General features: G+C 65.0%; 25 protein-coding genes. 9 read left to right on the top strand and 16 right to left on the bottom strand.

The window, feature by feature from the left end; genetic code table 11:
* Nucleotides 1-94: 94 nt before the first annotated feature.
* Nucleotides 95-589 carry a thiol peroxidase gene (tpx, locus tag A5791_RS11145; RefSeq protein ID WP_067235601.1) on the top strand — a complete coding sequence of 165 codons (495 nt, stop codon included), beginning with the start codon at nt 95-97 and terminating at the stop codon, nt 587-589.
* A gap of 78 nt (nt 590-667) precedes the next feature.
* Here the strand turns inward: tpx and A5791_RS11140 are convergent, their stop codons facing one another.
* The 5 genes from A5791_RS11140 to A5791_RS11120 form a co-directional block, all read right to left on the bottom strand.
* Nucleotides 668-1,612 (bottom strand): nitronate monooxygenase family protein, encoded by a 945-nt coding sequence (locus A5791_RS11140; protein WP_067235597.1) that lies wholly within the window; start codon nt 1,610-1,612, stop codon nt 668-670.
* Entirely contained in the window at nt 1,602-2,012 is a 411-nt protein-coding gene (locus tag A5791_RS11135) for an NYN domain-containing protein (protein WP_067235593.1), read from the bottom strand. Before A5791_RS11135 ends, A5791_RS11140 begins: the two co-directional genes overlap by 11 nt.
* Nucleotides 2,013-2,048: 36 nt before the next feature.
* Nucleotides 2,049-2,870 (bottom strand): alpha/beta fold hydrolase, encoded by an 822-nt coding sequence (locus A5791_RS11130; RefSeq protein WP_067235590.1) that lies wholly within the window; start codon nt 2,868-2,870, stop codon nt 2,049-2,051.
* Nucleotides 2,871-2,960: 90 nt separating this feature from the next.
* Nucleotides 2,961-3,395: a tautomerase family protein gene (locus A5791_RS11125; RefSeq protein ID WP_067235587.1), complete on the bottom strand. Its 435-nt coding sequence runs from the start codon at nt 3,393-3,395 to the stop codon at nt 2,961-2,963.
* A 111-nt stretch (nt 3,396-3,506) separates the two neighbouring features.
* The gene (locus A5791_RS11120) at nt 3,507-4,553 is read right to left on the bottom strand and encodes a phosphotransferase family protein (protein WP_197504658.1); all 1,047 of its coding nucleotides are present in this window, start codon (nt 4,551-4,553) and stop codon (nt 3,507-3,509) included.
* A 93-nt stretch (nt 4,554-4,646) separates the two neighbouring features.
* Here A5791_RS11120 and A5791_RS11115 point away from each other — a divergent pair, with 93 nt between their 5' ends.
* Nucleotides 4,647-5,495 carry an SAM-dependent methyltransferase gene (locus tag A5791_RS11115; protein WP_067235578.1) on the top strand — a complete coding sequence of 283 codons (849 nt, stop codon included), beginning with the start codon at nt 4,647-4,649 and terminating at the stop codon, nt 5,493-5,495.
* Between the two features lie 7 nt (nt 5,496-5,502).
* On the opposite strand, the gene A5791_RS11110 is transcribed toward A5791_RS11115, so the two are convergent.
* Both A5791_RS11110 and A5791_RS11105 read right to left on the bottom strand, forming a co-directional pair.
* Nucleotides 5,503-6,336 (bottom strand): family 16 glycosylhydrolase, encoded by an 834-nt coding sequence (locus tag A5791_RS11110; protein ID WP_067235575.1) that lies wholly within the window; start codon nt 6,334-6,336, stop codon nt 5,503-5,505.
* Nucleotides 6,337-6,384: 48 nt separating this feature from the next.
* A complete protein-coding gene (locus tag A5791_RS11105) occupies nt 6,385-7,839 on the bottom strand; it encodes an aldehyde dehydrogenase (protein ID WP_067235571.1) in 1,455 nt (484 codons plus the stop codon).
* A 159-nt stretch (nt 7,840-7,998) separates the two neighbouring features.
* On the opposite strand from A5791_RS11105, the gene A5791_RS11100 reads away from it, so the two are divergent.
* Entirely contained in the window at nt 7,999-9,042 is a 1,044-nt protein-coding gene (locus tag A5791_RS11100) for a M48 family metallopeptidase (RefSeq protein WP_067235642.1), read from the top strand.
* Nucleotides 9,043-9,380: 338 nt separating this feature from the next.
* Here A5791_RS11100 and A5791_RS11095 read toward each other — a convergent pair whose 3' ends face one another.
* Nucleotides 9,381-9,635 (bottom strand): hypothetical protein, encoded by a 255-nt coding sequence (locus A5791_RS11095; protein WP_067235569.1) that lies wholly within the window; start codon nt 9,633-9,635, stop codon nt 9,381-9,383.
* Nucleotides 9,636-9,808: 173 nt separating this feature from the next.
* On the opposite strand from A5791_RS11095, the gene A5791_RS11090 reads away from it, so the two are divergent.
* Entirely contained in the window at nt 9,809-11,167 is a 1,359-nt protein-coding gene (locus tag A5791_RS11090; protein ID WP_067235566.1) for an acyltransferase, read from the top strand.
* On the opposite strand, the gene A5791_RS11085 is transcribed toward A5791_RS11090, so the two are convergent.
* Genes A5791_RS11085 through A5791_RS11070 form a run of 4 tightly spaced genes read right to left on the bottom strand, consistent with a single transcriptional unit; the run spans nt 11,113 to nt 15,763 of the window.
* Nucleotides 11,113-12,129 carry a Gfo/Idh/MocA family protein gene (locus tag A5791_RS11085; protein ID WP_156661143.1) on the bottom strand — a complete coding sequence of 339 codons (1,017 nt, stop codon included), beginning with the start codon at nt 12,127-12,129 and terminating at the stop codon, nt 11,113-11,115. The genes A5791_RS11090 and A5791_RS11085 overlap by 55 nt on opposite strands.
* A gap of 5 nt (nt 12,130-12,134) precedes the next feature.
* Nucleotides 12,135-13,223 (bottom strand): Gfo/Idh/MocA family protein, encoded by a 1,089-nt coding sequence (locus A5791_RS11080; RefSeq protein WP_231995857.1) that lies wholly within the window; start codon nt 13,221-13,223, stop codon nt 12,135-12,137.
* A 6-nt stretch (nt 13,224-13,229) separates the two neighbouring features.
* Nucleotides 13,230-14,720 carry an amino acid permease gene (locus tag A5791_RS11075; protein WP_067235554.1) on the bottom strand — a complete coding sequence of 497 codons (1,491 nt, stop codon included), beginning with the start codon at nt 14,718-14,720 and terminating at the stop codon, nt 13,230-13,232.
* Nucleotides 14,721-14,749: 29 nt separating this feature from the next.
* Nucleotides 14,750-15,763, bottom strand: a complete 1,014-nt coding sequence (locus tag A5791_RS11070; protein ID WP_067235551.1) for an NADP-dependent oxidoreductase — start codon at nt 15,761-15,763, stop codon at nt 14,750-14,752.
* A gap of 748 nt (nt 15,764-16,511) precedes the next feature.
* On the opposite strand from A5791_RS11070, the gene A5791_RS11065 reads away from it, so the two are divergent.
* Nucleotides 16,512-16,766 (top strand): hypothetical protein, encoded by a 255-nt coding sequence (locus A5791_RS11065; RefSeq protein WP_067235548.1) that lies wholly within the window; start codon nt 16,512-16,514, stop codon nt 16,764-16,766.
* A 5-nt stretch (nt 16,767-16,771) separates the two neighbouring features.
* Here A5791_RS11065 and A5791_RS11060 read toward each other — a convergent pair whose 3' ends face one another.
* Nucleotides 16,772-17,467, bottom strand: coding sequence for a cutinase family protein (locus A5791_RS11060; protein WP_067235545.1), 696 nt, complete (start codon nt 17,465-17,467; stop codon nt 16,772-16,774).
* A gap of 121 nt (nt 17,468-17,588) precedes the next feature.
* Between A5791_RS11060 and A5791_RS11055 the strand changes: the two genes are divergently transcribed.
* From A5791_RS11055 to A5791_RS11040, 4 genes are all read left to right on the top strand, one after another.
* Nucleotides 17,589-18,380, top strand: coding sequence for a DUF1906 domain-containing protein (locus A5791_RS11055; RefSeq protein WP_067235542.1), 792 nt, complete (start codon nt 17,589-17,591; stop codon nt 18,378-18,380).
* A gap of 67 nt (nt 18,381-18,447) precedes the next feature.
* Nucleotides 18,448-18,681, top strand: a complete 234-nt coding sequence (locus A5791_RS11050; RefSeq protein WP_067235539.1) for a hypothetical protein — start codon at nt 18,448-18,450, stop codon at nt 18,679-18,681.
* The gene (locus tag A5791_RS11045) at nt 18,678-19,082 is read left to right on the top strand and encodes a type II toxin-antitoxin system VapC family toxin (protein WP_067235536.1); all 405 of its coding nucleotides are present in this window, start codon (nt 18,678-18,680) and stop codon (nt 19,080-19,082) included. The genes A5791_RS11050 and A5791_RS11045 overlap by 4 nt, the downstream gene beginning before the upstream one ends.
* Before the next feature lie 141 nt (nt 19,083-19,223).
* Nucleotides 19,224-19,994 carry a glycerophosphodiester phosphodiesterase family protein gene (locus A5791_RS11040; protein ID WP_197504659.1) on the top strand — a complete coding sequence of 257 codons (771 nt, stop codon included), beginning with the start codon at nt 19,224-19,226 and terminating at the stop codon, nt 19,992-19,994.
* A gap of 58 nt (nt 19,995-20,052) precedes the next feature.
* On the opposite strand, the gene katG is transcribed toward A5791_RS11040, so the two are convergent.
* The 3 genes from katG to A5791_RS11025 form a co-directional block, all read right to left on the bottom strand.
* On the bottom strand, nt 20,053-22,293 hold the full coding sequence (gene katG / locus A5791_RS11035) for a catalase/peroxidase HPI (protein ID WP_067235529.1): 2,241 nt from the start codon (nt 22,291-22,293) through the stop codon (nt 20,053-20,055).
* A gap of 37 nt (nt 22,294-22,330) precedes the next feature.
* The gene (locus A5791_RS11030; protein ID WP_067235526.1) at nt 22,331-22,780 is read right to left on the bottom strand and encodes a Fur family transcriptional regulator; all 450 of its coding nucleotides are present in this window, start codon (nt 22,778-22,780) and stop codon (nt 22,331-22,333) included.
* 69 nt (nt 22,781-22,849) lie between these two features.
* Complete coding sequence (locus tag A5791_RS11025) at nt 22,850-24,160, bottom strand: Ig-like domain-containing protein (protein WP_067235522.1); 1,311 nt, start codon at nt 24,158-24,160, stop codon at nt 22,850-22,852.
* Between the last annotated feature and the right edge of the window lie 110 nt (nt 24,161-24,270).

The following is a 24,270-nucleotide window of genomic DNA, read 5'->3' as shown; positions in this document are numbered from 1 at the left end:
ACGCCATGCACCCCACCATTTAGGACATGCACGTCAGCGCCGGATCGGCGGACCTGGCGGAAGGCTGCCCGATCGCCCTTGGCAGACTGTGGCCATGGCACAGATAACCTTGCGCGGAAATGCGATCAATACCGTCGGCGAGCTGCCCGCGGTCGGATCACCGGCCCCCAGCTTCGGACTGACCGGCGGCGACCTGGGAACGGTCAGCAGCGATCAGTTCCGCGGCAAATCCGTGTTGCTGAACATCTTTCCGTCGATCGACACCCCGGTGTGCGCGACCAGCGTGCGAACCTTCAACGAGCGCGCCGGTGCGACGGGCGCAACAGTAGTCTGCGTTTCCAAAGACCTGCCGTTCGCGCAGCAGCGATTCTGCGGCGCAGAAGGCGTCCAGAATGTCGTGACCGCCTCGGCCTTTCGCGACAGCTTCGGCGAGGATTACGGCGTCACCATCACCGACGGTCCAATGGCCGGCCTGCTCGCCCGCGCGGTTGTGGTGATCGACGCCGATGGCAACGTCGCCTATGCGCAGCTGGTCCCCGAGATCGCACAAGAGCCGGACTACGACGCCGCGCTCGCCGCACTGAGCTGAGCTGACTTTCCTCCGCCGAGCAGACGCAAAATCACGCTTTCGCTCGGTGTGTCGGGCGCTTTTGCGTCTGCTCGTCCGCTAACCGATGCGGCCCGCTGTGGCGGCCAGTACTTCGCGACAGCCGGACCACATCTGCTTGATGATGTCGGCGGCCGGCAGTATCTCGTCGATGCGCCCGGCCACTTGACCGGTGTTGGCGACGCTGGCATCGAGGTCCCCGTCGAAGTAGAGCCGCTGGACTCGTTGCAACGCTGCGCCGCCTTCCTGAGCGGACATCGATGCGTCGATTTTGTCGGCGGCGGGCGTCCGGATCACCCGCATCATTCGCTTGCCGTCGAGGGGCAGCAGCACGGTCGACGTTTCGTCGGCGCGAACGACGGCTTGCTTGAGGTTGCCGTGCACCGGCGAATCCGCCGAGGCGAGCAACCGCGTGCCCATCTGCACAGCTTCGGCGCCCAGCACGAATGCGGCTGCCATGGAACGGGCGTCACAGATCCCGCCGGCCGCGACGATCGGTACGTCCACGTGGGCCGCCACCAACGGCAGCAGCACCATGGTCGACGCGCCGAATCGGTTCTTGAACCCGCCGCCCTCCACTCCCTCGACCACCAGGCCGTCGACGCCCGCGTCCACCGCCTTCCTCGCTGCCGCCAGCGTGCCCACCACATGGAACACGGTGATGCCCGCATCATGTAGCCGGTCGATCAGCAGCGCGGGGTCGCCTGCGGAGGTGGTGACGAAGCGAATATCGTTGTCCACCAACAGATCCACCACGGCGGGGTCGCGGTTGAACAGGAGCGCGATGTTCGCGCCGACCGAACCGTCGGTGAGATCGCGCACCCGCCGCAGGTCGGCCCGGCCCTGCTCCGACGTGGTTTCGATGATGCCCAGTGCGCCGGCGTTGGAGACCGCCGCGGCCAGCTGGGCGCCGGCGATGTAGGTCATCGGGGCCTGAATGATCGGAATGTCGATCCGCGCGAGGTCGCAGACCCGGTTGGTGGGGACCGCACGGTCAATCGGCATGATGCTCCCAAGGTTTCGCGCCGGCGGAACGCGGGTCGATCATGTCACGAAAGGTTTCGGCCGGGCAGACCGATGCGTCCATAGCGCGGACGCGATTGACCAACAGCCGGTCTGATGTCACGACGCGAATCTCATCCGGTCGCGGGTCGGCTGCTACCAGCCGGACGATCTCGTCGTCCGCCGAGTTGGCGCTCGCCTTTGGTGCATGCGCCACCACAATTGCCGATGCGGGGATCGCGCTGGACGGTGGCCGTTCGAACACCACCGTCACATCGTCGCCCGCCGTTGACGCCCACCGCTCGAGCCGGTCCACCAGCGCGACCATCGCGCGGTGACGATCCTTCCACCAACCGTCCGGACGAGTCCCGATCACGTTCATGCCGTCCACGATCCACCGCACAAGGCCACCCGTTACTCAGCGCGCAACCACGCCGAATCACAGATGCGGCAGCAGCCGCTCGGCGAACGCATCGGGATGCTCGCGGTGCATGAAGTGACCGCCAGGTACCTCCTCGACGATGTACTCGTTCTCGAACATCCGCCCAGCGCCGCGATAGTCCGCCGGGGTGACTATCGGATCGTCGAGCCCCGCGAATACCACCGTGGGCACCGTGATTCGCGCCTTCAGCGAGGCGCTCGGAATAGGGGAGAGCTTCCGGTAGTAACCGAACGCCGCGTTCAGGCTCGCAGTGTTCGCGAAGCTCGCGCGCACGGCGTCGAATTCAGAAGGGTCGGGACTCCAGGTCGGCGACCAGCGCCGGTATATGGCGGGGAGAGCAGCAAAGTCGTTGCGCGCAAATCTATTTGGCGCCCCTGGAAGCTTGTAGGCGGCGAAGTGGCGGGCGCCCCACAGCTTCTTCGGCGACGGCTTGAGTGCTGCAGGATGCGGAATGCCAACCACGAAGAGCTTTTTCACGCGGTCCGGACCCAGAGCAGCGGCACCGTATGCGGCCGACGCGCCCCAGTCGTGCCCAATCACTACGGCGTCAGGTGCGCCGAGCGCTTCGATCAGCGCGAGTGGATCGCGCGCCAAGGTCTCTTGGTCGGGGTCTCGATCCGGGACCGCGGTGGGGTGGTATCCACGCATGAAAGGACTAACCGCGCGGTAGCCCTTGGCGGCGATCCGCGGGCGAAGATCGTCCCACGAATGCGCGGTGTCCGGGAAGCCGTGCAGCATGAGCACGAGCGGGCCCGTGCCCTCCTCCAGATACGCGAATTTCAGTCCGTTCGCATCGACGAATTGGATCGCGTCGCTCATGACTTGGGAACACTACGCCGGTCGCGCGAGCAGACGCAAAAGCCCGCATTTCGTGGCGAAATTGGGTGCTTTTGCGTCTGCTCGGCGACCCTAGGAGTCGTCGGCGACAAGCCCCTTAACCTGTTGGTAGTAAACGACTTTGCCCGCCCCGGCCCAATTGCCCTCCGGTATTTCATGTATCAGCGTCCACACGTGATACGCGCGCGGGCCCGAGGGATCGATGTCGGCGGCCGCGCAGACCGCCGCGTGTACGTCGGCGGCGAGTTGTTCCTTGCGGTCTTTCGACAGCGCCCCTTCGAATACCGTCAGGTCGACCCGGAATCGGGGCTGGCCGGCCTCGCGGCCCCCCACCAATTGCGCTCCGGACTCCAACGCATGCAGGTACACCACCGTGTTCTCGCGCATGAATGCGGTGTCGAGGGCGCGCTCGGCGTGCAGCAGCGCGGTGACCAGCTCGTCGGCCAAGCTGCTTGAGGCATCGTCGTCCAGCGAACCACGCACGAAGGTCACATCGATCATCGGCATTGCGACTCCCCAGTTTCACGCTCACCACTTAGTTTGGTCGACGAGATCGACACCAGCGCGGCAAAGTTCGCGTTGACGTCGATCTCGGCGATCTCGGCGACGAGCCCGTCGTTATACCAGCTCCTCCAACAGTTCAACCGAGTGGAGGTGCGCACATGCCTCGGTTGTCCGCCGAGTGCCCGCCAACCCGACATGCAACGGCTGCCACTTCGATGCCATGCCCGCTGTCGACGCCGCCGCGACCCAGGAGTAGACGGCGAACACACGATATTGTCGCCATGCCTCCTCGTCGGTAAGCACCACGCCGCACTCTGCGAGCAGTTCGCGGTAGCGCCGCAGCCAGCTGTGTTCGTTCGCGGCTCGCACCTCTGCGGGGATCGAGTTGCATAAGACATATGCCACGTCGCGCACCCCGGGCGATCGGCCCAAAAACCCCCAATCGAGAAAGCCAGTGCGATCTCCAGCGCGCACGTCGACGAACAGATTGCCGATATGGGGATCACCGTGGACAAGGGTGCCCGGCCCCGAATTCCACAGCTCCAGGATTGCCGGCGTGTGCGTGAGGTAGAAATCGGCGATCCGGTGAAACGCCGCGTCGAATTGGGCGCCGAGATTGTCGACGGCCATCTTGACGAACGCCGTCTCGTGGCCGCCGCCGGAATTTCCGATACCCTTTCCCGCGAGCCAACCGAGGTCCGCGGGATCGTCGAATCGGGCTGTGTCCCAGTACTTCCCGTGCAGGGCGGCCAGTTGCTCGACGATGTCACCGCCACGCCGCTCGATGTCGGGATCTCGGGGACCGGGGAAGCGGCAACCCGAGGCTTCCAAATCCTCGAGCACCATCACATACCGCTCACCGTCGGTCTCGGCGTAATGCGGGTGCGGTACGCGCACCGGCACTTCCCGCGCCAGATCGCGGTAGAAGCGCGCCTCGGCCACGCCCATACCCACGGCGGCGACGAATTCGCGCTGCACCGCATTGAACGGGGCCAACTTGACGAAAACGGTCGCTGGCAGGGCAGGGTCGCCGCTGAGCCGGAACCGCGAGCGGCCCGTCGTGCCCGAGTGTCGATCGATAAGCTCAGCGCAATCGACGTCGCGCCCCAGTGCGTCGGCGAAGAAGGCCGGAGTCAGGTCTGCGATCTCCTGCGGGATCATGGCCGGGACACTACGCGCGTTCGCGGTGTGCATCTGCCCAGACAGGACGGCAAGCAACCAGAACCGTCAGCCGCGGATGCTATAACGCAACGTATGTCCGATAACGAGCCGCTCATCACGCACGTCTCTGATACCGCGCGTTGGACGGCGTTGCATCGGGCCACCGAATCGGCAAGACGCGACGCATTGTTCATCGACCCGTTCGCCGAACGCCTGGCCGGTGAGCACGGCCGCGCCATCGTCGCCGGATCGCCGCGCACGACCCGCAACGGATGGTGGCTGGTGGCACGAACCAAGATCATCGACGACACGATCCTCGATGCGATCGCCGACGGCTGTGACCGCGTGCTCAACTTGGCCGCCGGATTGGACACCCGACCGTATCGTTTGGACCTGCCGGCGAATTTCGACTGGGTGGAGGCCGATCTGCCTGGATTGCTCAACGAGAAGGCGCGGCTGCTTTCCGAGGACAGGCCGCGATGCCGACTGACCCGCACCGCCGTCGACCTGGCCGACCCGCGCGCCCGGGAAGCCTTCTTCGACGAGGCGCTAGACGGTGCCGGCAGAGCGCTGGTGCTGACCGAGGGCCTGCTGTATTACCTCGACCATCACGATGTCGACGCTCTGTCGCAGGCGATCAAGCGACCCGAGGTCGCTTGGTGGATGCTGGATTTCGGCGGTCCCGGTCTCAAGAGGCTGATGAACAAGAAAATGGCAGGCATATCGGAGAGTGCGCCGTTCAAATTCGCACCGGAAAACGGCCTGGCTTACTTCGAAGAGCTTGGCTGGCGGACGGTCGAGGTGGAGTCGTCATTGATGGCGGCTCGACGATTCCGCCGCTTACCGTTGTCGATGCGCCTGGTCGCTCGTCTTCCCCAAACAGATCCGCGCCGTCCCGGCGCCCGCCAGCCCTATAGCGCCGTCGCGCGGTTGACTCACTGAGGAAGAACTACCAGACCCGGACATAGTCGACGAGCATCTGCGCGGGATAGCTTCCCGGCCCAGGGTCTCCGCCGCCGGATCCGGCGACCGCAAGATTCAGCACCGGAAACGCCGTGTAGCCCGGGTCGTTGAACGGCCAATCCGGCAGCGAACTTGCCGGCACGTCGAAGTAGGGCGCCGCGCCGTCGGAGTAGTCCTTCCAGAAGCGGATACCGGCCTGGTCCCACTGGCAGCGCCAGGTGTGCCAGCCACTGTCCAGCGCGACGTTGTGCGTCTTCCATTCGCCGCCGTTGGATTTGGCGTGGACCGTGGTCGCCGACGGCCAGCTGCCGTTGCCGTACCACTCGATGATGTCGATTTCGCCGCGATCCTCATTGCCCAGCCACCAGGCGGGCCAGCAGCCGGGGGTCAGGCAGTCGAACTTGATGCGGGCTTCCCAGGTGTGGCCGACGCCGCCCCGCCAGGGGCTTTGAATCTTGCCGCCGTAATAGGTGGGGCCGTCCTTCGCCGCGCGCAGGACCAGGTTGGACTTGCCGTCGAGAAAGACGTTCTGCCGATCGTCGCGATACTGACCGACGTGCTCAGGGAGCTCCCAATACGTCGGATCCTTCATCGTCTCGCGGGCTCGGGCCACTATCCACTTCGACGAATCGGGGGCTGAGCCGGCCGGCCCGTCGAACTCGTCCTGGAAGATGTAGGGCCCCGATTGCCCGCTGGGCGGCGCGGCGGGCGCCGGCGGCTGGCGCCCCCGGTCAGCAGCTGCCTGGGGGAGCGGGATCGCGGCCGTCAGCGCCGCGAAGCCCGTCATCAGCATCATGTTGCGACGATCCATCTCGGGCATAAGCAAAGCACCATAGCAGCCGGGGCCGTGCGGCGTGAAAACGCGAACTCAGAGCTGGGCCCACACCGACTTGGTTTTCAAGTAGGCGTCGACGCCCTCCCAGCCGAACTCGTGACCCCAGCCGGACTGCTTGTAGCCCCCGAAAGGCACCGCGTGATCGAAGACCAACTGGCAGTTCAGCGTGACCGTTCCGGCGTCCAATCGCTTCGCCAGCCGGTGTGCCCGGCTCAGGTTGTTCGTCCAGGCGGTGGCGGCCAGGCCGTAGGTGGTGTCGTTGGCCATGGCCACGGCCTCGTCGTCGTCGTCGAATGGCAGGACGGTGACGACGGGCCCGAAGATCTCCTGCTGATACAGCCGCATGCCGCGGTCGACGTTGGTGAGCACGGTCGGGTGGACGAAGTAGCCCTTGCGGTCGAGCCGGTGTCCGCCGGTGACCACCTCGACGCCTTCGTTCTTGCCTTCGTCGATGAAACCCATGACTCGGGTGAGCTGCTTGGCGCTGATCAGCGGGCCGCTTACGCAGCCCTCTTCCTGTGGACCGCCCAGCTTGATCGAATTCGCGACCAGCGCAATGCCTTCCACCACCTGGTCGTACACGCCGCGCTGCACGAAGACACGCGACCCGCACACGCAGCCCTGACCAGAGTGCACGAAGATACCCATCGCGGCCATGGGTACGGCCTTGCGCAGATCGGCGTCGTCGTAGATCAGCACCGGCGACTTGCCGCCGAGTTCGAGCATGACCTTCTTCAGATTGCCCGCGGATGCCCGCACGATCTCCTTGCCCACCTCGGTCGATCCGGTGAAGGCGACCTTCTCGACGCCGGGATGGGCGGTGATCGCCGCGCCGGCGGTGTGGCCGTAGCCGGTCAGGAGGTTGACGACGCCTTCCGGAACACCGGCTTCGGCGATGATCTTGTCCAGCAGCAGAGCCGAAAGTGGCGTTTCCTCAGCGGGTTTGACGACGCTGCTGCACCCCGCGGCCAGCGCCGGCGCGAGCTTTGCGCTGGCGTTGAAGATCGGACCGTTCCACGGGAAGATCAGCCCCACCACGCCATACGGTTCCTTCAGGGTGTAGGCGTGCATGTCCACATACGTGTCCGACGCGATACCGCTGGTCTTGACGTCGTATGCGTCGCCACGAATCTTGCTGCACCATCCGGCGTAATAACGGAAGAACTCCGAGCAGGTGGGCACGTTGAGCTGCGCCTGCATCAACGGCATGCCGGTGTTGAGCGAATCGAGCTGGGCGAGTTCGTCGGCATGCTGATCTATCAGGTCCGCGATGCGCCACATGACCTTGGCCCGCTCGCGCCCGGGCAGCCCGGCCCACACGCCCGACTCGAACGACGCCCTGGCCCGCGCGACGGCATCGTCGACGGCTGCAGCGCCACAGTCGGTGAATTCGGTGATCGGCTCTTCCGTGGCGGGATCGATGACCGGGATGACGTCTCCGGTGCCTGGGCGTTTGCGAATCTCGTCCAAAACCGTCTGCAACGTCACCGTCGATCCCTTTCTGACTGGCTTCATCGGGAATGCTGAGCACTTGCTTAGCATTGGGGGGGTCGCGCGGTCAAGCGCTTGTCCGCAGCCGGTTTTGGTGCGGTATCTGCCCCGCGGACCGACCTATGCTGAAGATCTGACGATCGAATGGACCGAGCCATGTCTTCGCCACCCGCCACGACCCGCACCCTGTTCCCGGGGATCAGTTCACGCGCATGGGAGCATCCCGCCGACCGCACCGCGCTGTCCGCGCTGCGCCGTCTCAAGGGCTTCGACCAGATACTCAAGCTGATGTCCGGGATGCTGAGGGAACGCCAGCACCGACTGCTCTACCTGGCCAGTGCGGCACGCGTCGGGCCGCGCCAGTTCGCCGACGTCGACGCGCTGCTCGACGAGTGCGTAGACGTGCTGGACGCGCCGGCCAAACCCGAGCTCTACGTCGTCCAGTCACCGGACGCCAACGCCTACACGCTCGGCATGGAGCAACCGTTCATCGTGATCACCTCGGGGCTGTACGACCTGATGACGCACGAGGAGATGCGGTTCGTGGTGGGCCACGAGCTTGGACATGCGCTGTCCGGTCATGCCGTATACCGCACGATGATGATGCATCTGATGCGGCTGGCGCGGTCATTCGGCTTCATGCCCATCGGCGGATGGGCGCTGCGCGCGATCGTTGCCGCCCTGCTGGAGTGGCAACGAAAATCCGAGCTGTCCGGCGACCGCGCCGGCCTGCTGTGCGGCCAGGATCTGGACACCGCTATCCGGGTGGAGATGAAGCTGGCCGGCGGAAGCCGGCTGGACAAGCTCGACTCGGAGGCCTTCTTGGCCCAAGCCGCCGAATACGACCGGTCCGGCGACATGCGCGACGGGGTGCTCAAGCTACTCAACCTGGAGTTGCAGTCTCACCCGTTCTCGGTGCTGCGGGCCGCCGCGTTGACCAAGTGGGTGGACACCGGCGGCTACGGCAAGGTGATGTCGGGTGACTACCCGCGTCGTGAAGACGACGACAAGGCCAAATTCTCCGACGACCTGGGCGAGGCCGCCCGCCATTACAAAGATGGCTTCGACCAGTCCGAGGACCCGCTGATCAAAGGCATCCGCGACGGCGTCGGCGGCATCGTCGACGGCGTGGGACGGGCAGCAACGCATGCCGCAGATTCGTTGGGCCGCAAGATCACCGAGTGGCGCAACACGACGTAAGCGAAGTCTCCGGATTCTCCGGGGAGATTCAGTGTGAATCTTCGGCTTTGGATGTGAATCCTCGGCTTTGGGTGTGCGGCCTGGGCGGAAATTCGCGCCGATCCCCGCCCTACGCTCACGCCGAAAGCCGTCAGTACACACCGAAAGCCGTCAGTACACACTGCGCAGTGTGTACTGATCCCCCGTCCAGAAAAGACAGTGCGGGCGGGACTGGCGAGGGCGCCGATCGCCACGCAAGACTTCTGGCTTAGGGCCAACGGCGCCAATTTTGCGACAAGCCGAAAAGCTCCCGAAAACTGCTGTTTTCGGGAGCTTTTGCGTCTGCTCGGCACCAGGAGTCAAGATCCTCTGTTGTACCGGGTCAGGAAGCCGACGGCAGAGACCACCGCGGCGGCACCGATCACGCTCCACAGCACGAACTGGAAAACCACCGCTCCGAAGAACACGCCGAATGTCGTCGCGACGTAGACCAGCCAGAACAACCTGAAGACGCTCCATGCCGCGAGCACGGCGGAGCTGACGCCGATGTACAGGCTGCGCTGCCGGTCGACGCGGCTGATCTGGTCTTCGATGCTGGCAGGCAAGATTTTCATGTTCGCTTTCTCCCTTTGGTTGGCGTCGCCACGTTGGCGTCGTCGTTGTTGCCAGTACAGAACCCGCCGTCAGCTACCGATCCCAAAAAGCGCAGCAGATCGAGTAGCGCTACGCAGCTGAACAGGTAGAACTACGCAGGCTTCGGCGCGCCCCGAGCAGTGATGCTGTCCGGGTGACCACACAACAGAGACCTCGCACGGGCTTTCCCAGCCCCGCCGACCTGGACGCCCGCACCCCGGCCGACCGCGACCGAGCCATCGACGTCATCCGCATCACCGGCCTGCTCGGGGTGGTGTTCGGCCACACGGTGATGGCGATCAGCGTCATCCGCAACGGCGTGTTCATCTGGGACAACCTGCTCACCACGTCAACCGTGTTTCAGGCGATGACTTGGGTTTTCCAGATCATGCCGCTGTTCTTCTTCGCCGGCGCGGCCGCCTGCGTATCGTCCTGGCGGCCCGGCACCAACTGGGGCGGATGGTTGATGAAGCGCTGCACCAGGCTCTTTCGGCCGGTGTTCTACTACCTGGGGTTTTGGGCCGTCGCACTGACCCTGTTGTATCCCGTTCTGCCCCAACATGTTTACGAGCCCATTGCCGGAATCAGCATTCAGCTGCTGTGGTTTCTCGGCGCCTATGTGCTGGTCCTGGCCGCGATGCCGGCGATGTGGCGGATCACCTCCGCCACGCGCTTCGCGCTAGGGGTGGCGGCGGTCTACGGAGGCGTCGCGGTAGTCGATGCCGTCCGGTTGCACTGGGCCGTAGCGGCACCGCTGGGTTATCTCAACCTCGCGGTCTGGCTCATCCCCGCCATGTTCGGTGTGGCCTACCGACGCCAGTTGCTCACCGGGCGCGCGGCGCTCGGCACGGCTGCGGCATTGTTCGCTGTCAACGTCGCGCTGTTGCGCTGGGGCCCTTATGAACTGAGTTTGGTGGGCATCGAGGGTCAACGTCTTCCCAACATGACCCCACCGTCACTGCTGCTGGCTGGGCACGCGATCATCTTGAGCGCGCTGGCCATCGTGGCGGCCCCGGCGATCGGCCGATGGGCGCAGCGTCCGCGCGTGTGGTGGTGTACCGCGATCGGCAACTCCGGAGCCATGACCCTGTACCTCTGGCATATGCCGGCGCTGCTGGGCGTGCACCTGCTTTTCGACGGATTCGGGCGTCCCCGCTATCCCGGCCGGCCAGATTTCCTGGGTATCAGCATCGAGCAGCTTCTCATCATGGCAGGCATCGTGGCGTTGCTGTTCGTGGCGCTGCGGCCCCTGGAAAACAACCCGCTGCCGGGATGGGACGGCGTCGGCACCGTCACATCGGTCTGGCGGGGCGGCGCGGTCGGCGCGCTGCTGTGCATAGCCGGGGCCGCGACGCTGGCCGCGGTGAAGTGGGGCCTCAAAGACGACGGACTCGTCTGCGTCGCCGTGATGACGACCGCGCTGGTGACCGCGCGGGCACTGGCCAGCGAGAAGCGTTCTCAGCGGTCGGTGTGCGGTGAGCTGGGCGGGACCAGTTCGACAACGACGGTCTGACCCGTTTCGAGCGACTGAAGTGCGGCATGCACCACCGCATTGTTGGCGTACCCGTCGTAGGCCGAGGGTCCGGTGAGCGTGCTACGCGCCAAGGACGTTGCCCAGTCGACGTTTTGAGCGCGATAGGCGGCACCGAAACGGGCGATCCAGTCGTCTGGGAGGAATGTGGCTGCGCCGGCTCCGTCGACGGCCCGGGTGAGTTGGCTCGGCACCCCCAAACTGACCGACCCGGCGCTGGCGACGATGTCGCAGCCGATCTCGTACCGCAGCCCGGGACCGCGCCCTATTTCGGAGAGCCCCAGGATGCCCGACACCGACCGCAAGTTGAGCAGGATGGTGACGGCCGCGCCGTCAGGGCTGTGTTTGACGGCGCAGGATACTTCGGCAACTTCCTCTTCGGTGAGCCAGCGAAAGAGGTCGATGTCATGGGACGCCGAGCTGGCGATCAGCTGTGTGACGTCGAAATCGATTGCGCCCGACGGGTTGTGATTACGATGCTGCACCAGCATGGGTGTGCCGGCCTGACCGTCCGCCAGGGTGCGCTTCATCTGCCCGTAGCCGGCGTCGTATCGTCGCATGAATCCGACCTGGACCAGTTTGCTGCCATACTGCTGCTCGGCGCGCACGAGGTCGAGCGAGTGTTGCGGCGAAGTGGTCAAAGGCTTTTCGCACAGCACCGGGATTCTGCGGTCGATGCAGGCGCGCACGATGTCATGGTGCGTCGCATCCGCCGTCGCCACCAGGGCGGCGTCGACGCCACCGGAGTCCAGGCATTCGATCGGGTCGTCGAATGTTTCCGCGCCCGGCGCCGAGGCTTGGCATCGATCGACGAACGGCCGGTACGGGTCGGCGATCGCGCACACCTGCACCCACGGGGCCAACGACAGGAACGTATCGAGGTGGAATCGCCCCATACCGCCCAGCCCGATCACGGCCAGGCGAATCGCGGAGTAGGTGGTCATCGCGCCTACCCGGCACCGTTCCGAGCGCTGCCCGCCGGCGCCACCGGTACCCAATCACCGCTCGCAATGGATTCCGCTACCGCCGCGTCGATGCGCGCCGCGCGCAGCCCGTCAACGAAAGTAGGCAATCCGTCGGGCACTTGTCCGGTGCGGACCGCCCGATAGACGTCGGCCACGAACAGGTTGAAACAGTCCTGATAACCCTGAGGGTGCCCGCCCGGCAAGACCGAGTAGCGGGCGGCGGCCGGCGAGAGCGCGGCAGCGTCCCGAATGACGACAGTGTTCGCGCGCAGCCCACCGATCACCAGCTCGTCGGGATGCTCCTGGTCGAACATCACCGAGTTCACCCGGCCGTCGAACGAGAAGTACAGCTTGTTCTTACGACCGGGTGAGGACTGACTGACGATGAGGCTGCCGACTGCGTTGTGGTCAGTGCGGAAAAGCACCATCACACCGTCCTGTCGGTTCACCGCATCGGTCGAGGCTTGCACCGCGCTGAGCGCCGTGATGCGCTGTCCGGTAACGAATTCCATCAAGTCGCACCAGTGCGAGCCGATGTCGCCGAACGTCAGCGAGACCCCCGCTCGGGCAGGATCGGAACGCCACCCGCCGGGCTGCGCCAACGCCTTGAAATCCTGCAGATAGCCGCCGTGGATCAGCCACGGAGAGATCTCGCCGATCCGGTCCCGCGCCTCACGCACGGAGGCATACGAGCGATACACGAACGGCACCGCGGTGACCCGGTCCGTTTGAGCTGCCGCCTGGGCGAGTTCGTGAGCGTCGGCAAGAGTTGTGGCCAAAGGCTTTTCGCAAATAACGTGCTTTCCCGCGGCCAACGCCGCCAGCACCACGTCATGGTGCAGATGGTTGGGTGTGCACACGTGTACGACGTCGACGTCGTCGGCGTAGACAATCTCTTCGGCGGTGGCGGGCCGTTTCGCGTTGAGCCGTTCGCAGGCGGCGCCGGTGCGTCCGGGATTGCTTGCGGCGACGGCGGTCAGTTCGCCGCCGGCCCAGTGCACAGCGCGGGCGTGGACCGTGCCGACCATACCTACGCCGATGACGCCGCTTCGTGGTCTACCGGTGTCACTCACGGGCCATCATTCTGCCGGACGTTGCGACTGGTGAGAACCAGCTGGAAGGGAGTCCACATTGTCGGCTGGCCGGTTCATCTCGGCCTGGAACAGACGGTACTGCTCTGCGCGGCCGGGCCGCCGCCGCACGATCAGCCAGCCGGCCGCCAGCACGACGAACCACAACGGAAACCATGCCAGCGCGATCGCGGTTTCCCTTTCGGTGCACAGCGTCCAGATGACGAACGCGAAGAAGACAAGGACCAACCAACACATCGGCACACCCGCAGGCATCCGGTACATCGACTCTGCGTGACGTTGCGCGTGGCGCCGGCGATAGACCAGGTAGCTGACCACGATCATCGCCCAGACGAACATGAACAACAGCGACGAAATGGTAGTCAGCAGGGTAAACGCGCTCATCACCGAACCCTGCAGGTAGAGCAGCGGTATCGAGGTCAGCAGCAGGGCCCCCGTGACAAGCAGCGCGAGCGCCGGCACGCCGCCGCCGTTGAGCCGACGGAAGGGCGCCGGAGCGCTGCCTTCGTCCGCCAGGCCGAAAAGCATTCGGCCGGTAGAGAATACGCCGGAGTTCGCGGATGAGGCGGCCGAGGTGATCACCACGAAGTTGACGATCGACGCGGCGGCGCCAAGCCCGGCCAGTGAGAACATCGTCACGAACGGCGACTCCCCACCCGCGAACTGCCGCCAGGGGACGACGGCCAGGATCGCAAGTAGCGCACCGATGTAAAAGATCGCCACCCGCAGCGGCACGGCATTGATCGCGCGCGGCAGCGTGCGGCGGGGGTTGGCAGTCTCGGCCGCGGCGGTGCCGACAAGCTCCACACCGACGAACGCGAAGAACGCGATCTGGAATCCACTGACCACGCCCATGAACCCGGTGGGGAAGAAGCCGCCGTCGTTCCAGAGGTTTTCGACCGTCGCGCGATGTCCTTGTGGCGAAACGAAATTGGTCCCAAGCAGGATCGCACCCACGACGATGAGGCCCAGGATCGCCGCGAGCTTGATCAAGGCGAACCAGAACTCGATCTCCCCGAAGTTGCGCACACTGAACAAATTGAACAGCAGCACCAGCCCGACCGTCACCAGGGCGGGCACCCAGGCCGGCAGGCCGGGCCACCAGAACTTCGAATAGCCGGTGATCGCAACAATTTCCGCGATACCGGTGACGATCCACGCGAACCAGTACGACCAGCCCGTGAAGAAGCCCGCCGCGGGTCCCAGCAGGTCGGCCGCGAAGTCGACGAAGGACTTGTAGTTCAAGTTGGACAGCAGCAGCTCGCCCATCGCGCGCAGCACGAAGAACACGAAGAACCCGATGATTCCGTACACCAGCAGCACGGCGGGGCCGGAGTGGGAGATTGTCCGTCCGGACCCCAGGAACAGACCGGTGCCAATCGTTCCGCCGATCGCGATCAGCTGGATCTGGCGGTTGGAAAGGTCGCGATGCAGGTGCGGAACAGCATCGTCGGTTATCAGCGATCGGGCGGCCGCCATGGCGACAAACCGTATTCGGTCGTATGGGCCTACCCGGACGTTTTCACCATGAGTTTGCCGACGTTCTTGCCGTCGAACAGCATGTTGATCGCCGTCGGTAGCTGCTCGAAGCCCTCGATGATGGTCTCCAGCGGGGTGAGCTTGCCCTGGGTGATCAGGCCCGCGATCTCGCCGATCGCCTCCGGCGCGCGGCCGAAGTGGTCGAGGACGATGAAGCCCTTCAGCGTCGCACGCTGAATGAGCAGGTTGCCGAATGCGCGTGGGCCGGGTGGCGGATCCTCCGAGTTGTAGCCGGAGATCAGCCCGCAGAGTGCGACGCGCGCACCGATGTTGAGGCGCGCGAAGATTGCGTCCATGATGGCCCCGCCCACATTCTCGAAGTCGACGTCGATGCCGTCGGGGGTCGCGGCGGCCAGTTGGGCGGCCCAGTCGTCGGCGCGATGGTCGACGGCGGCGTCGAAGCCGAGCTGTTCGGTCAGCAGCGCACACTTCTCCGGGCCCCCGGCGATCCCGACCACGCGGGCCCCGTCGGCCTTGGCAAGCTGGCCCGCGACCGAGCCGACGGCACCCGCCGCCGCCGACACCACCACCGTCTCGCCCGGCTTCGGCTTGCCGATATCCCGAATCCCGATCCACGCGGTGAGCCCGGTCATCCCGAGCGCACCCATGTAGGCACTCGGCGAGACACCGTCGGCAACCTCGACCGGAAGCAAAGGCATTGTGTCAGAAGCGACTACGTATTCCTGCCAGCCGACCAGGCCTTGCACGATCTGGCCGACGGGGTAATTGGGATTCTTCGACGCGACGACCTCACCGATCCCACCGGCGCGCATCACCTCGCCGATACCAACAGGCGGCAGGTATGTCGGTGTGTCGTTGATCCACGTGCGGTTGGTCGGATCAAGCGAAATCCAGTCGACGCGGACCAGTGCCTCGCCGTCGCTGATCTCGGGAACCGCCTCCTCGCTGAGTTCGAAGGTGTTGGGGCCGATGCGTCCCGAGGGGCGCTCGCGGAGCAGGAAGCGACGGTTGCGATCGGGCATGAGCGCACGTTACCGGACCTGGCTGTCCCAAGTGCGCGAGCAGACGCAAAAGCATGCTAACCGGCCCTTTTTCCGGGCTTTTGTGTCTGCTCGCGGACGGTAGATATCCCGAATTCACGGCCAAATCTCAGGATCGCAAAGGTTTGGTCACAGGTTCACCTGGGCATCATTAATCAGGATCAGAACCATTCAGAACCCCATCCCACTCAGAACCCATCATTGTGGGATTGACGCCGCATAACAGAGCGGCGAAATGCTTTCGAGGGAGTTGGCGATCGTGGCAAGCGAATCAGGTGCGACGGTAGTTTTCCTCAAGTCCCATCCGGCTTGGGCTGCAGCTCACCGGCGTGAAGTCGCGCGGATGGAAGCCATGCGCCGCCATCCATCATTTCTGGCCAAGCAGGGGGCTGCCGCAGCGCACGGCGGCGATTCCCAGCGGCTATCCGCGGCATCGGGATGCGCTCCAACTGCAAAACGCCGGCCCGGCCGTCGCCATTTGGTCGCAGTGGACAGCGTCAGCACAAATCGCTGACAGAAGCCGCCCAATTCCATTCCGTCGTAACCGATTACCAGATCGACACATTTAATCGGGCCACAGCGCCCAAACGAGGCACCCGACCTGTCGGCGATGTCGGTGGACAACTTCACCACCACCAGCCCGCCGGTTGACCTTTCAGCCGGCTCTTAGTGGCGAAGGTGTATCTGGCTTGTGACCTTCCCGCGACAGCGACCAAGGACGCTCATCTTCATGACGGCGCTTGCGGTTGCTTCCGCGTTGGTCACCGCACTGTGCATCGGCTACCAGTGGGGCCGCCGCGCCGGCTCGACACCTCCCACCTGGAAACAACGAACGAGCCGGATGGCACTGGGGAGGCGCGCAATCAGCCTGGTGGCGCTGATGAGCGCCCGACGGCTGCAGCGGAGCTTTTCGGCCCAGCGCAGGCTCGAGCCGCTGCTACTCCTGCGCAGCGCTCCGCCGCGGCGCCGATTCCACCGGATTTAGCCCGATCACAGCTTGCCTGCGACGAAATCGGCTGCCTGATTGGCCATACCGGCCTGGATGTAGGCGCTCGCGAGATGCTCCGGCCAGTTGTCCCTCCAGGTGTTCGGGTCGGCCGGGTTGCAGACGGGATCCGCGCCGTGGCACAGCTCGATGGTCCGGTCGTTGTATATCGGGTTGAAGTTGGTGATCGGACCCACCCATTGACTGCCGTTGCCGAATAACGCGACAGCAGCAATGTGCTGATCGGCCCCCGTCGGCAGCGGATTGTCGAAACCCAGCGCGGAGATCGGCACCGCGAGTACCACGTCGGTGACGGCTGCGCCCAACGAGTAGCCACCCAGTACCAGCCGAGTGTCCGGGCAGGTGTTGATCATGTACTGGACGTGCTGGCTCATGTCGTTGGCTCCGATGTCGACCTCGGTATCGGCGGGGTATCGCACGGCGTACGAGCCGAAGCTCCGGCCCCCGACCTTCGAGCTGAGCGCGTTGATAAATGCGTTGCCTAGTACACCGGGACCCGGCGATTCCTTTCGGCCGCGGGCGAAAACCACCTGCACCTGTGGACAATTCGCGGCGGCGGCCGACGGCACCGCACCCGGCACGCCGGGCGGCAACACTGCGGCGGTGAACGTCAACGCGATGGCGACGACAGCCGGCACGAGGCCGACGACAACTGATTTACGGGCAAGCTGAATGCGCACAGCAAGATGGTAGAGCGATCGCGCCACGGTCGCTCAGCGGCCCAAGGGATAGGTATCCGGCCGCGACTGGAACCGGAGAATGCGCCTCGTGGCCGCGGGCTGACTTTGTTACCATCTCGCGATGCACCATTGGGCTGCCCGTGGAAGCGGGGGAACGCGATCTGTTTCCAGACGCGACGTGCTCAAATATTCGCTTTCCGTTCCGTCTCTGTTGAGCCTGGGAACGCTGGCCGCGACCCTGCAAGAGCCGAAGGCTTCAGCCGCCAATATGCGATTGATCGATTTCGCGGAGCGCAGAATCCCGCCCGACGAGATCAAGTCGGCAGGCTACGACGGGGTCGTCAACTACGTATCCGAATCGCGGCCCGGTGCGAATTTCGAGGCGAAGCCCCTCACTAGTGACTACGCCAATGCGCTGCGCGCCGCCGGCCTTCATATCGTCAGCAACTTCCAGTACGGGAAACCCGGTTGGTCGGCGCCCTCGGATTTCACCCGCGGATACGACGGCGGTGTGGCGGACGCTCACGCCGCCACGGCGCTGCACACCGCCGCCGGAGGCCCCAGTTCGGCGCCCATCTTCTTCAGCGTCGATGACAATATCGACCTCGACACCTGGAACAGCGTTGCCGTCGACTGGTTCCGGGGCATCAACTCGGCAATGGGTGTGGAGCGCACCGGCATCTATGGCCATGCCCGTGCGTGCGGATGGGCGGTTCGAGACGGCGTGATTGGACACTCGACCACTGCCGGACACCGCTGGGCATGGCAGACGAGAAGCTGGTCGAACGGGGAACGCGAGCCCACCGCGGTGCTTTACCAGGGGATCATCAACGGTCCGGTGCTGGGCGGGATAACCGTGGACGTCGACGACGTGCTGGCGCCCGACTTCGGGCAGTGGGGTCTCAACCGCTAGCGCGCGAGCGTTTACGGCGAGCAGACGCGTGCATGCATAATAGCTGCATCCGCGCTACTATGCCTGCATGACCGTGGTCACCATCCGAAACGTCCCCGACCGCGTCCGCGACGAACTGGCCGCGAGAGCCGCGCGAGCCGGAAAGTCGTTGCAGGAGTATCTCCGTGGCGTACTGATCGAAGCCGCGGACAAGCCGACCGTCGATGAAGTGCTGGCCCGGGCCCGGACACGGGTAGCTGCGACGGGCGTCCGCGTGACTCCGGCTGCGACGCTGGCCGCGCGCGACGCCGATCGGCGATGACGAGCCGCTTGGTTTGTGACGCTTCGGCCGTCGTGACTGCCTTGCTCGACTCGGGACCTACCGGCACTTGGATGGCGACCCGCTTTGTCGGTACTGCGCTCTTCGCCCCAGCGCTGATGCCGTTTGAGTGCTCGAACATCATCCGCCGGCTCGAAACGAGCGGGCTTATCAGCGCCGACTATGCAGCACAAGCCCACGTCGATCTGTTGGAGCTGGCCATCGAGCTGTGGCCATACGAAGCTTTGGCGGCGCGTATCTGGCAGCTGCGTGCCAACCTCACCAGCTACGACGCCGCGTATGTTGCCCTTGCCGAGACGATCGGCGCTTCGCTGGTGACGCTGGACCGGCGCATTCGACGAGCTCCCGGCGTCAGCTGCACCGTCGATACGCCTCCGGAGTGAGTCGCTCGCGACTACCACGGGCTTCCGGCGGAATGCGATTCACCTGCCGCTGAAAATCGGTGAGCAAATCGGTGGGCACATCGGTGAGCGCACTTTTTGTCGGGTGATACTAATGCGATGGGCGACTACGACGACGGTGTCGTGGAATTTCTTCGTGGCACCGGACCAATTGCCATGGCGCACCAGGGGTTTACCTCGTTCAAATACCCGAAGAACAGTTTGGGCGCGTTTCACGAGGCGGTGAAACTCGGATTCCGCTACATCGAGACGGACGTTCGTGCGACCCGCGATGGCGTTGCGGTGATCCTGCACGACCGCAGGCTCGGGCAGGGGACCGCAGTGCCCGGCGCCGTCGACCAGTTGGATTGGCGCGACGTCCGCAAAGCCGATTTAGGTGCAGGGGAACCGATTCCCACCTTGGAAGAACTCCTTGCCACCTTGCCGGACATGCGGATCAATATCGACATCAAAGCAGCATCGGCTGTCGAGCCGACCGTAGCCGCGATCGAACACCTGAACGCGCACGACCGAGTGCTGGTCACCTCGTTTTCCGATCGGCGTCGCCGGCGCGCGCTGCGGCTGCTGTCCAAACGGGTCGCCAGCTCGGCCGGCAGGGGCGCTTTGCTGGCGCTGGTGGCGGCGAAAACACCTGCCAGCCGGACGTATGCGTGGCGCGTGCTGCGCGACAGCGACTGCGTGCAGCTGCCGCCACGGCTTGGTCGCATACCGCTTATTACGCCGGGATTGGTTCGGGCACTTCACGATTCGGGTCGCCAGGTACATGCGTGGACGGTCGACGATCCCGTCACCATGGAGGCGCTTCTCGACATCGGTGTGGACGGCATCATCACCGATCGCGCCGACCTGCTACGCGATGTCCTCATCGCGCGCGGGCAGTGGTGGCAGCCCTAGTGCCCTGGCGCACGACACCCCGCGAGCCGGAGCTCGCGGGGTGTCGCCCGATCAGGTTCTACTTGAGGTCGAACCGGTCATTGTTCATGACCTTGACCCAGGCCGCGACGAAGTCCTCCACGAACTTCCCGTGGTTGTCGTCCTGCGCGTAGACCTCCGCCAGCGCGCGCAGCACCGAATTCGAGCCGAACACAAGGTCATTCGCGGTCGCGGTCCACTTGCGCGCGCCCGAGGCACGATCGTGACCCTCATAGACGTTCTCCGCGGTCTCCGACGCCTTCCACTCGGTGTTCATGTCGAGCAGATTGACGAAGAAGTCGTTGGTCAACGCCCCGATCCGGTCGGTGAACACCCCGTGCTTGCTGCCGCCGTGATTGGCGCCGAGCGCACGCAGACCACCGATCAGCACGGTGAGTTCCGGGCCTGTCACACCGAGCAAGTACGCCCGCTCCACCAGCAACTGCTCCAGCGGCGCCTTCTCGCCGGCCCGCGCGTAATTGCGGAACCCGTCAGCGCGCGGCTCGAGAACCGCGAACGACTCGACGTCGGTGCTCTCCTGTGAGGCGTCGGTACGCCCGGGCGCGAAGTGCACCGTGATCTCATAGCCCGCATCCTTGGCCGCCTTTTCCACCGCCGCGGAACCGGCCAGCACGATCAGGTCGGCCAGCGAGATCTTCTTGCCGCCGGATGCCGAGTTGTTGAACTCCTGCTGGATCCGCTCCAGCACCGGCAGCACCTTGTCGAGTTCGGAGGGCTCGTTGACCTCCCAGTTCCGTTGCGGCTCAAGGCGCACGCGCGCGCCGTTGGCGCCACCGCGCTTGTCGGTTCTGCGGAAGCTACCCGCCGAAGCCCATGCCGTCTTGACCAGCTGGGGAACGGACAGACCGGATTCGAGCACCTTGCTCTTCAAGTTCGCGACATCCTGCTCGTCGACCAACTCGTGGTCCACGGCGGGAACCGGGTCCTGCCACAGCTGAGGCTCGGGAACCCACGGCCCGAGGTAGCGGGAGACCGGTCCCATGTCGCGGTGTAGCAGCTTGTACCAGGCCTTCGCGAATGCCTCGGCGAGCTCCTCCGGGTGGTCCAGCCAACGCCGTGTGATCGGGCCGTAGACCGGGTCTTCACGCAGCGAGATGTCGGTGACCAGCATCGTCGGGGCGCGGCCCGGCCCGTCGAACGGATCCGGAATCGTGCCCGCTCCGGCGCCGTCCTTCGCCGTGAACTGCCAGGCACCCGCGGGGCTCTTGGTCAGCTCCCATTCATAGCCGTACAGAGTCTCCAGGAAGCTGTTGTCCCACTTGGTCGGGGTTGGCGTCCAGACCACCTCCAGGCCGCTGGTGATGGCGTCCTTGCCGACGCCGCTGCCGAACGAGCTCTTCCAGCCGAGTCCCTGTTGCTCGATCGGAGCACCTTCCGGCTCGGGACCCACCAGGTCGCCGTCGCCGGCGCCGTGGGTCTTGCCGAAGCTGTGGCCGCCCACGATGAGTGCGGCGGTCTCCTCGTCGTTCATCGCCATCCGGCCGAACGTTTCACGGATGTCCACTGCCGCGGCAATGGGATCAGGCTGGCCTTCGGGCCCCTCCGGGTTGACGTAGATCAGACCCATGGTCGTCGCACCGTAGGGCGCCGCGAGGTCCCGCTTGCCCGAGTAGCGCTTGTCGGTGCCCAGCCACTCCTCCTCTTCACCCCAGAGGACCTCTTCGGGCTCCCAGACGTCCTCGCGGCCGAACGCGAAGCCAAACGTCTTGAACCCCATCGACTCCAGGGCGACGTTGCCGGCATAAACAATGAGGTCCGCCCAGGAGATCTTGTTGCCGTACTTCTTCTTGATCGGCCACAGCAGCCGGCGCGCCTTGTCCAGGCTGGCATTGTCCGGCCAGCTGTTGAGCGGTGCGAAGCGCTGCAGACCCTGACCGCCGCCACCGCGGCCGTCGTGGATGCGGTAGGTGCCGGCGGCGTGCCAGCTCATCCGGATGAACAGCCCGCCGTAGTGGCCGTAGTCGGCCGGCCACCAGTCCTGCGAGGTGGTCATCAGCGAGATCATGTCGGCCTTGAGCGCATCGAGGTCGAGCTTGGCGAACTCTTGGGCGTAGTCGAAGTCCTCGCCGAGCGGGTTGCCCTGCGGTGGGTGCGGGTGCAGCGTCGACACGTCAACCTGGTCGGGCCACCAGTCCCGGTTCGTCAGCGGCGCATGGGCTTTCGGTTTGGGCGAGGCGATTACCGGGTTCTCGCTCTCGCTCTTGCTGGCCGTCCCGGCGTCTGGCTGGGGTGGGCGGCTGTCGGATGTATCAGATGACACAGCATTCCTTCCGGGGGTTGAGTGAATCAGAGTTTGATCACGGCTGTGATCGGGAAACGGCAGTCGAGCAGTCGGGACACAAGCCCCAGTAGATGACTTCGGCTTCGTCGAGAACGAAACCATCCAGCACGTCGTCGGTGTCCGCCGGGGTCAAACACGGCGCATCGCCGACGGCGCAGTCGACGTCGGCGATGACTCCGCAGGACCGGCACACCAGGTGGTGATGGTTGTCGCCGACCCGCGATTCGTACCGGGCAACCAGACCAGACGGCTGGATCCGCCGGATCAGGCCCACCGCGGTCAGCGCATTGAGCACGTCGTAGACGGCCTGGCGGGAGACATCGGGCAGGCCGACCCGCACCGCCGAGAAGATGGTCTCGGTGTCGGCATGTGGATGGGCGTTCACAGCTTCTAGCACGGCAAGCCTGGGCCGGGTCACACGCAGATCAGCCGATCGCAGATGCTCCGCGTAATCCGTTGAGGACACCCCACCAATATGCGCCCTTTTCTGGAATGAGTCAAGACTTGTGACGCGGCTGCGCAGGGTCGCGCGCCGTCACCGCTGCAGCGCGCTGCCTTGGCGCCACTGATCCCAGGTGAGCGTCCAGTCGCCGTTCTGAGCGAGCTTCAACGGCGGTCCACCGCTATTGCGGACCTCGACCACATCACCCGATACCGAAAAGTCGTAGAACCATTTCGCGTTGTCGCCGTTGAGGTTCAGGCATCCGTGCGAGGTGTCGGTGTGGCCCTGCGCCCACACTGTCGCGTCGAGTTGGTGCAGATAAATGCCGTCGGTGCTGATTCGGGTGGCGTAGTTGATGGTTTCGCGATACCCGAGGCGGGAGTTCTTGGGCAGCCCGAATGTCGACGAATCCATGATCACCGGGTTGCCCTTGTCGAGGACGGTGTAGATGCCCGGGGGAGTCCAGAACGACAACGTCCGCCCGCCGATCGTTTCGGTGCCGCCCATGCCCATCGACGTGGGCATCGTGCGGACCAGTGCGCCGTTGTTGAAGACGCTCACCACCTTGGTGGCGTCGTCGGCGATCGATACATGCGCGTCGCCGATCCGGAACGATACGCGGCTGTCCTCCTGCCCGAATAAACCGTCCCCCAAGGAGATTCCGTAGATTCTGGCTTCCGCGGTGACCGTCGTGCCGGGTGCGTAATAGTGCTCTGGGCGCCAGTGGGCGTTCTGGTCGTCGACCCAGAACCACGACCCTTGCACCGCCGGGTCGGTGGTCACCACCAGCTGTCGCTCGGCGGCAGCGCGGTCGGCGATCTGCTCGTCGAAGTGCGCGACGACCACCGTTCCGACGCCATAAGTCCCGCCCTCGTGCAACGGCGCCTCCGACGTGGTGGTGAACGAGACCTTGGTCTGATTGGACGGCTGCAATGTGGAGAACGACGAGACTTGAGTCGAGGCAACGCCATTGGAGCCGCGGCTGGTGACGGTCAGCGTATAGGTGCGCCCATAGCCCAACGGGACGGTGGGTTTCCAGACGGTGTTGTCCGGGGTCATGACGCCCTCGATAGTCTTGCCGACATCGTTGACCATGCGGACATCGACCAGTGTCCCGGCATCCGCTTTCACCGTGACCTGGGCCACCGGGTCGACGTTGTGTGCGTTGGGGCCGGGCGTGATCGCCACGCGCGCCGCTTCGGGTTGCGGGGCGTCGCCGACGCAGTGGGCGTTCGCGCAACGCGGCAGGGAGGCAAGCTGGACGGCGCCGACTACGCCGACGAGGACGAAGACACAGAGCAGGATCCGTCGCGGCCAGCGGGTGCCAAATCGGCGCCGGCCCGCTTGAACGCTGTTCTCGGACGACTTCTCGGACGACTTCTCGGACGACTTCTTGGACGACATTGAAACGCAAAATCCTTGGGCTCGTTTTGTGCTGGCGGATTCAAGCGGTGGCCGCAACAAACGTGGACGGGTCTGACAGTAGCCGGTCGAGTTCTTCGGCGGGTGTGCGG

This window comes from Mycobacterium sp. 852002-51163_SCH5372311 (assembly GCF_001667115.1).
GTDB lineage: Bacteria > Actinomycetota > Actinomycetes > Mycobacteriales > Mycobacteriaceae > Mycobacterium.
Note: the sequence above shows the minus strand (reverse complement) of the source record. Positions and strands in the feature narration are given on the sequence as shown.

Coding starts and splice junctions, on each gene's coding strand:
- A5791_RS11055 (WP_067235542.1), top strand. CDS start 17,589: ATGCACCATTGGGCTGCCCGTGGAAGCGGGGGAACGCGATCTGTTTCC.
- A5791_RS11025 (WP_067235522.1), bottom strand. CDS start 24,160: ATGTCGTCCAAGAAGTCGTCCGAGAAGTCGTCCGAGAAGTCGTCCGAG.
- tpx (WP_067235601.1), top strand. CDS start 95: ATGGCACAGATAACCTTGCGCGGAAATGCGATCAATACCGTCGGCGAG.
- A5791_RS11045 (WP_067235536.1), top strand. CDS start 18,678: ATGACGAGCCGCTTGGTTTGTGACGCTTCGGCCGTCGTGACTGCCTTG.
- A5791_RS11085 (WP_156661143.1), bottom strand. CDS start 12,129: ATGACCACCTACTCCGCGATTCGCCTGGCCGTGATCGGGCTGGGCGGT.
- A5791_RS11140 (WP_067235597.1), bottom strand. CDS start 1,612: ATGCCGATTGACCGTGCGGTCCCCACCAACCGGGTCTGCGACCTCGCG.
- A5791_RS11100 (WP_067235642.1), top strand. CDS start 7,999: ATGTCTTCGCCACCCGCCACGACCCGCACCCTGTTCCCGGGGATCAGT.
- A5791_RS11120 (WP_197504658.1), bottom strand. CDS start 4,553: ATGATCCCGCAGGAGATCGCAGACCTGACTCCGGCCTTCTTCGCCGAC.
- A5791_RS11050 (WP_067235539.1), top strand. CDS start 18,448: ATGACCGTGGTCACCATCCGAAACGTCCCCGACCGCGTCCGCGACGAA.
- A5791_RS11095 (WP_067235569.1), bottom strand. CDS start 9,635: ATGAAAATCTTGCCTGCCAGCATCGAAGACCAGATCAGCCGCGTCGAC.
- A5791_RS11075 (WP_067235554.1), bottom strand. CDS start 14,720: ATGGCGGCCGCCCGATCGCTGATAACCGACGATGCTGTTCCGCACCTG.
- A5791_RS11115 (WP_067235578.1), top strand. CDS start 4,647: ATGTCCGATAACGAGCCGCTCATCACGCACGTCTCTGATACCGCGCGT.
- A5791_RS11130 (WP_067235590.1), bottom strand. CDS start 2,870: ATGAGCGACGCGATCCAATTCGTCGATGCGAACGGACTGAAATTCGCG.
- A5791_RS11110 (WP_067235575.1), bottom strand. CDS start 6,336: ATGCCCGAGATGGATCGTCGCAACATGATGCTGATGACGGGCTTCGCG.
- A5791_RS11065 (WP_067235548.1), top strand. CDS start 16,512: ATGACGGCGCTTGCGGTTGCTTCCGCGTTGGTCACCGCACTGTGCATC.
- A5791_RS11070 (WP_067235551.1), bottom strand. CDS start 15,763: ATGCCCGATCGCAACCGTCGCTTCCTGCTCCGCGAGCGCCCCTCGGGA.
- A5791_RS11125 (WP_067235587.1), bottom strand. CDS start 3,395: ATGCCGATGATCGATGTGACCTTCGTGCGTGGTTCGCTGGACGACGAT.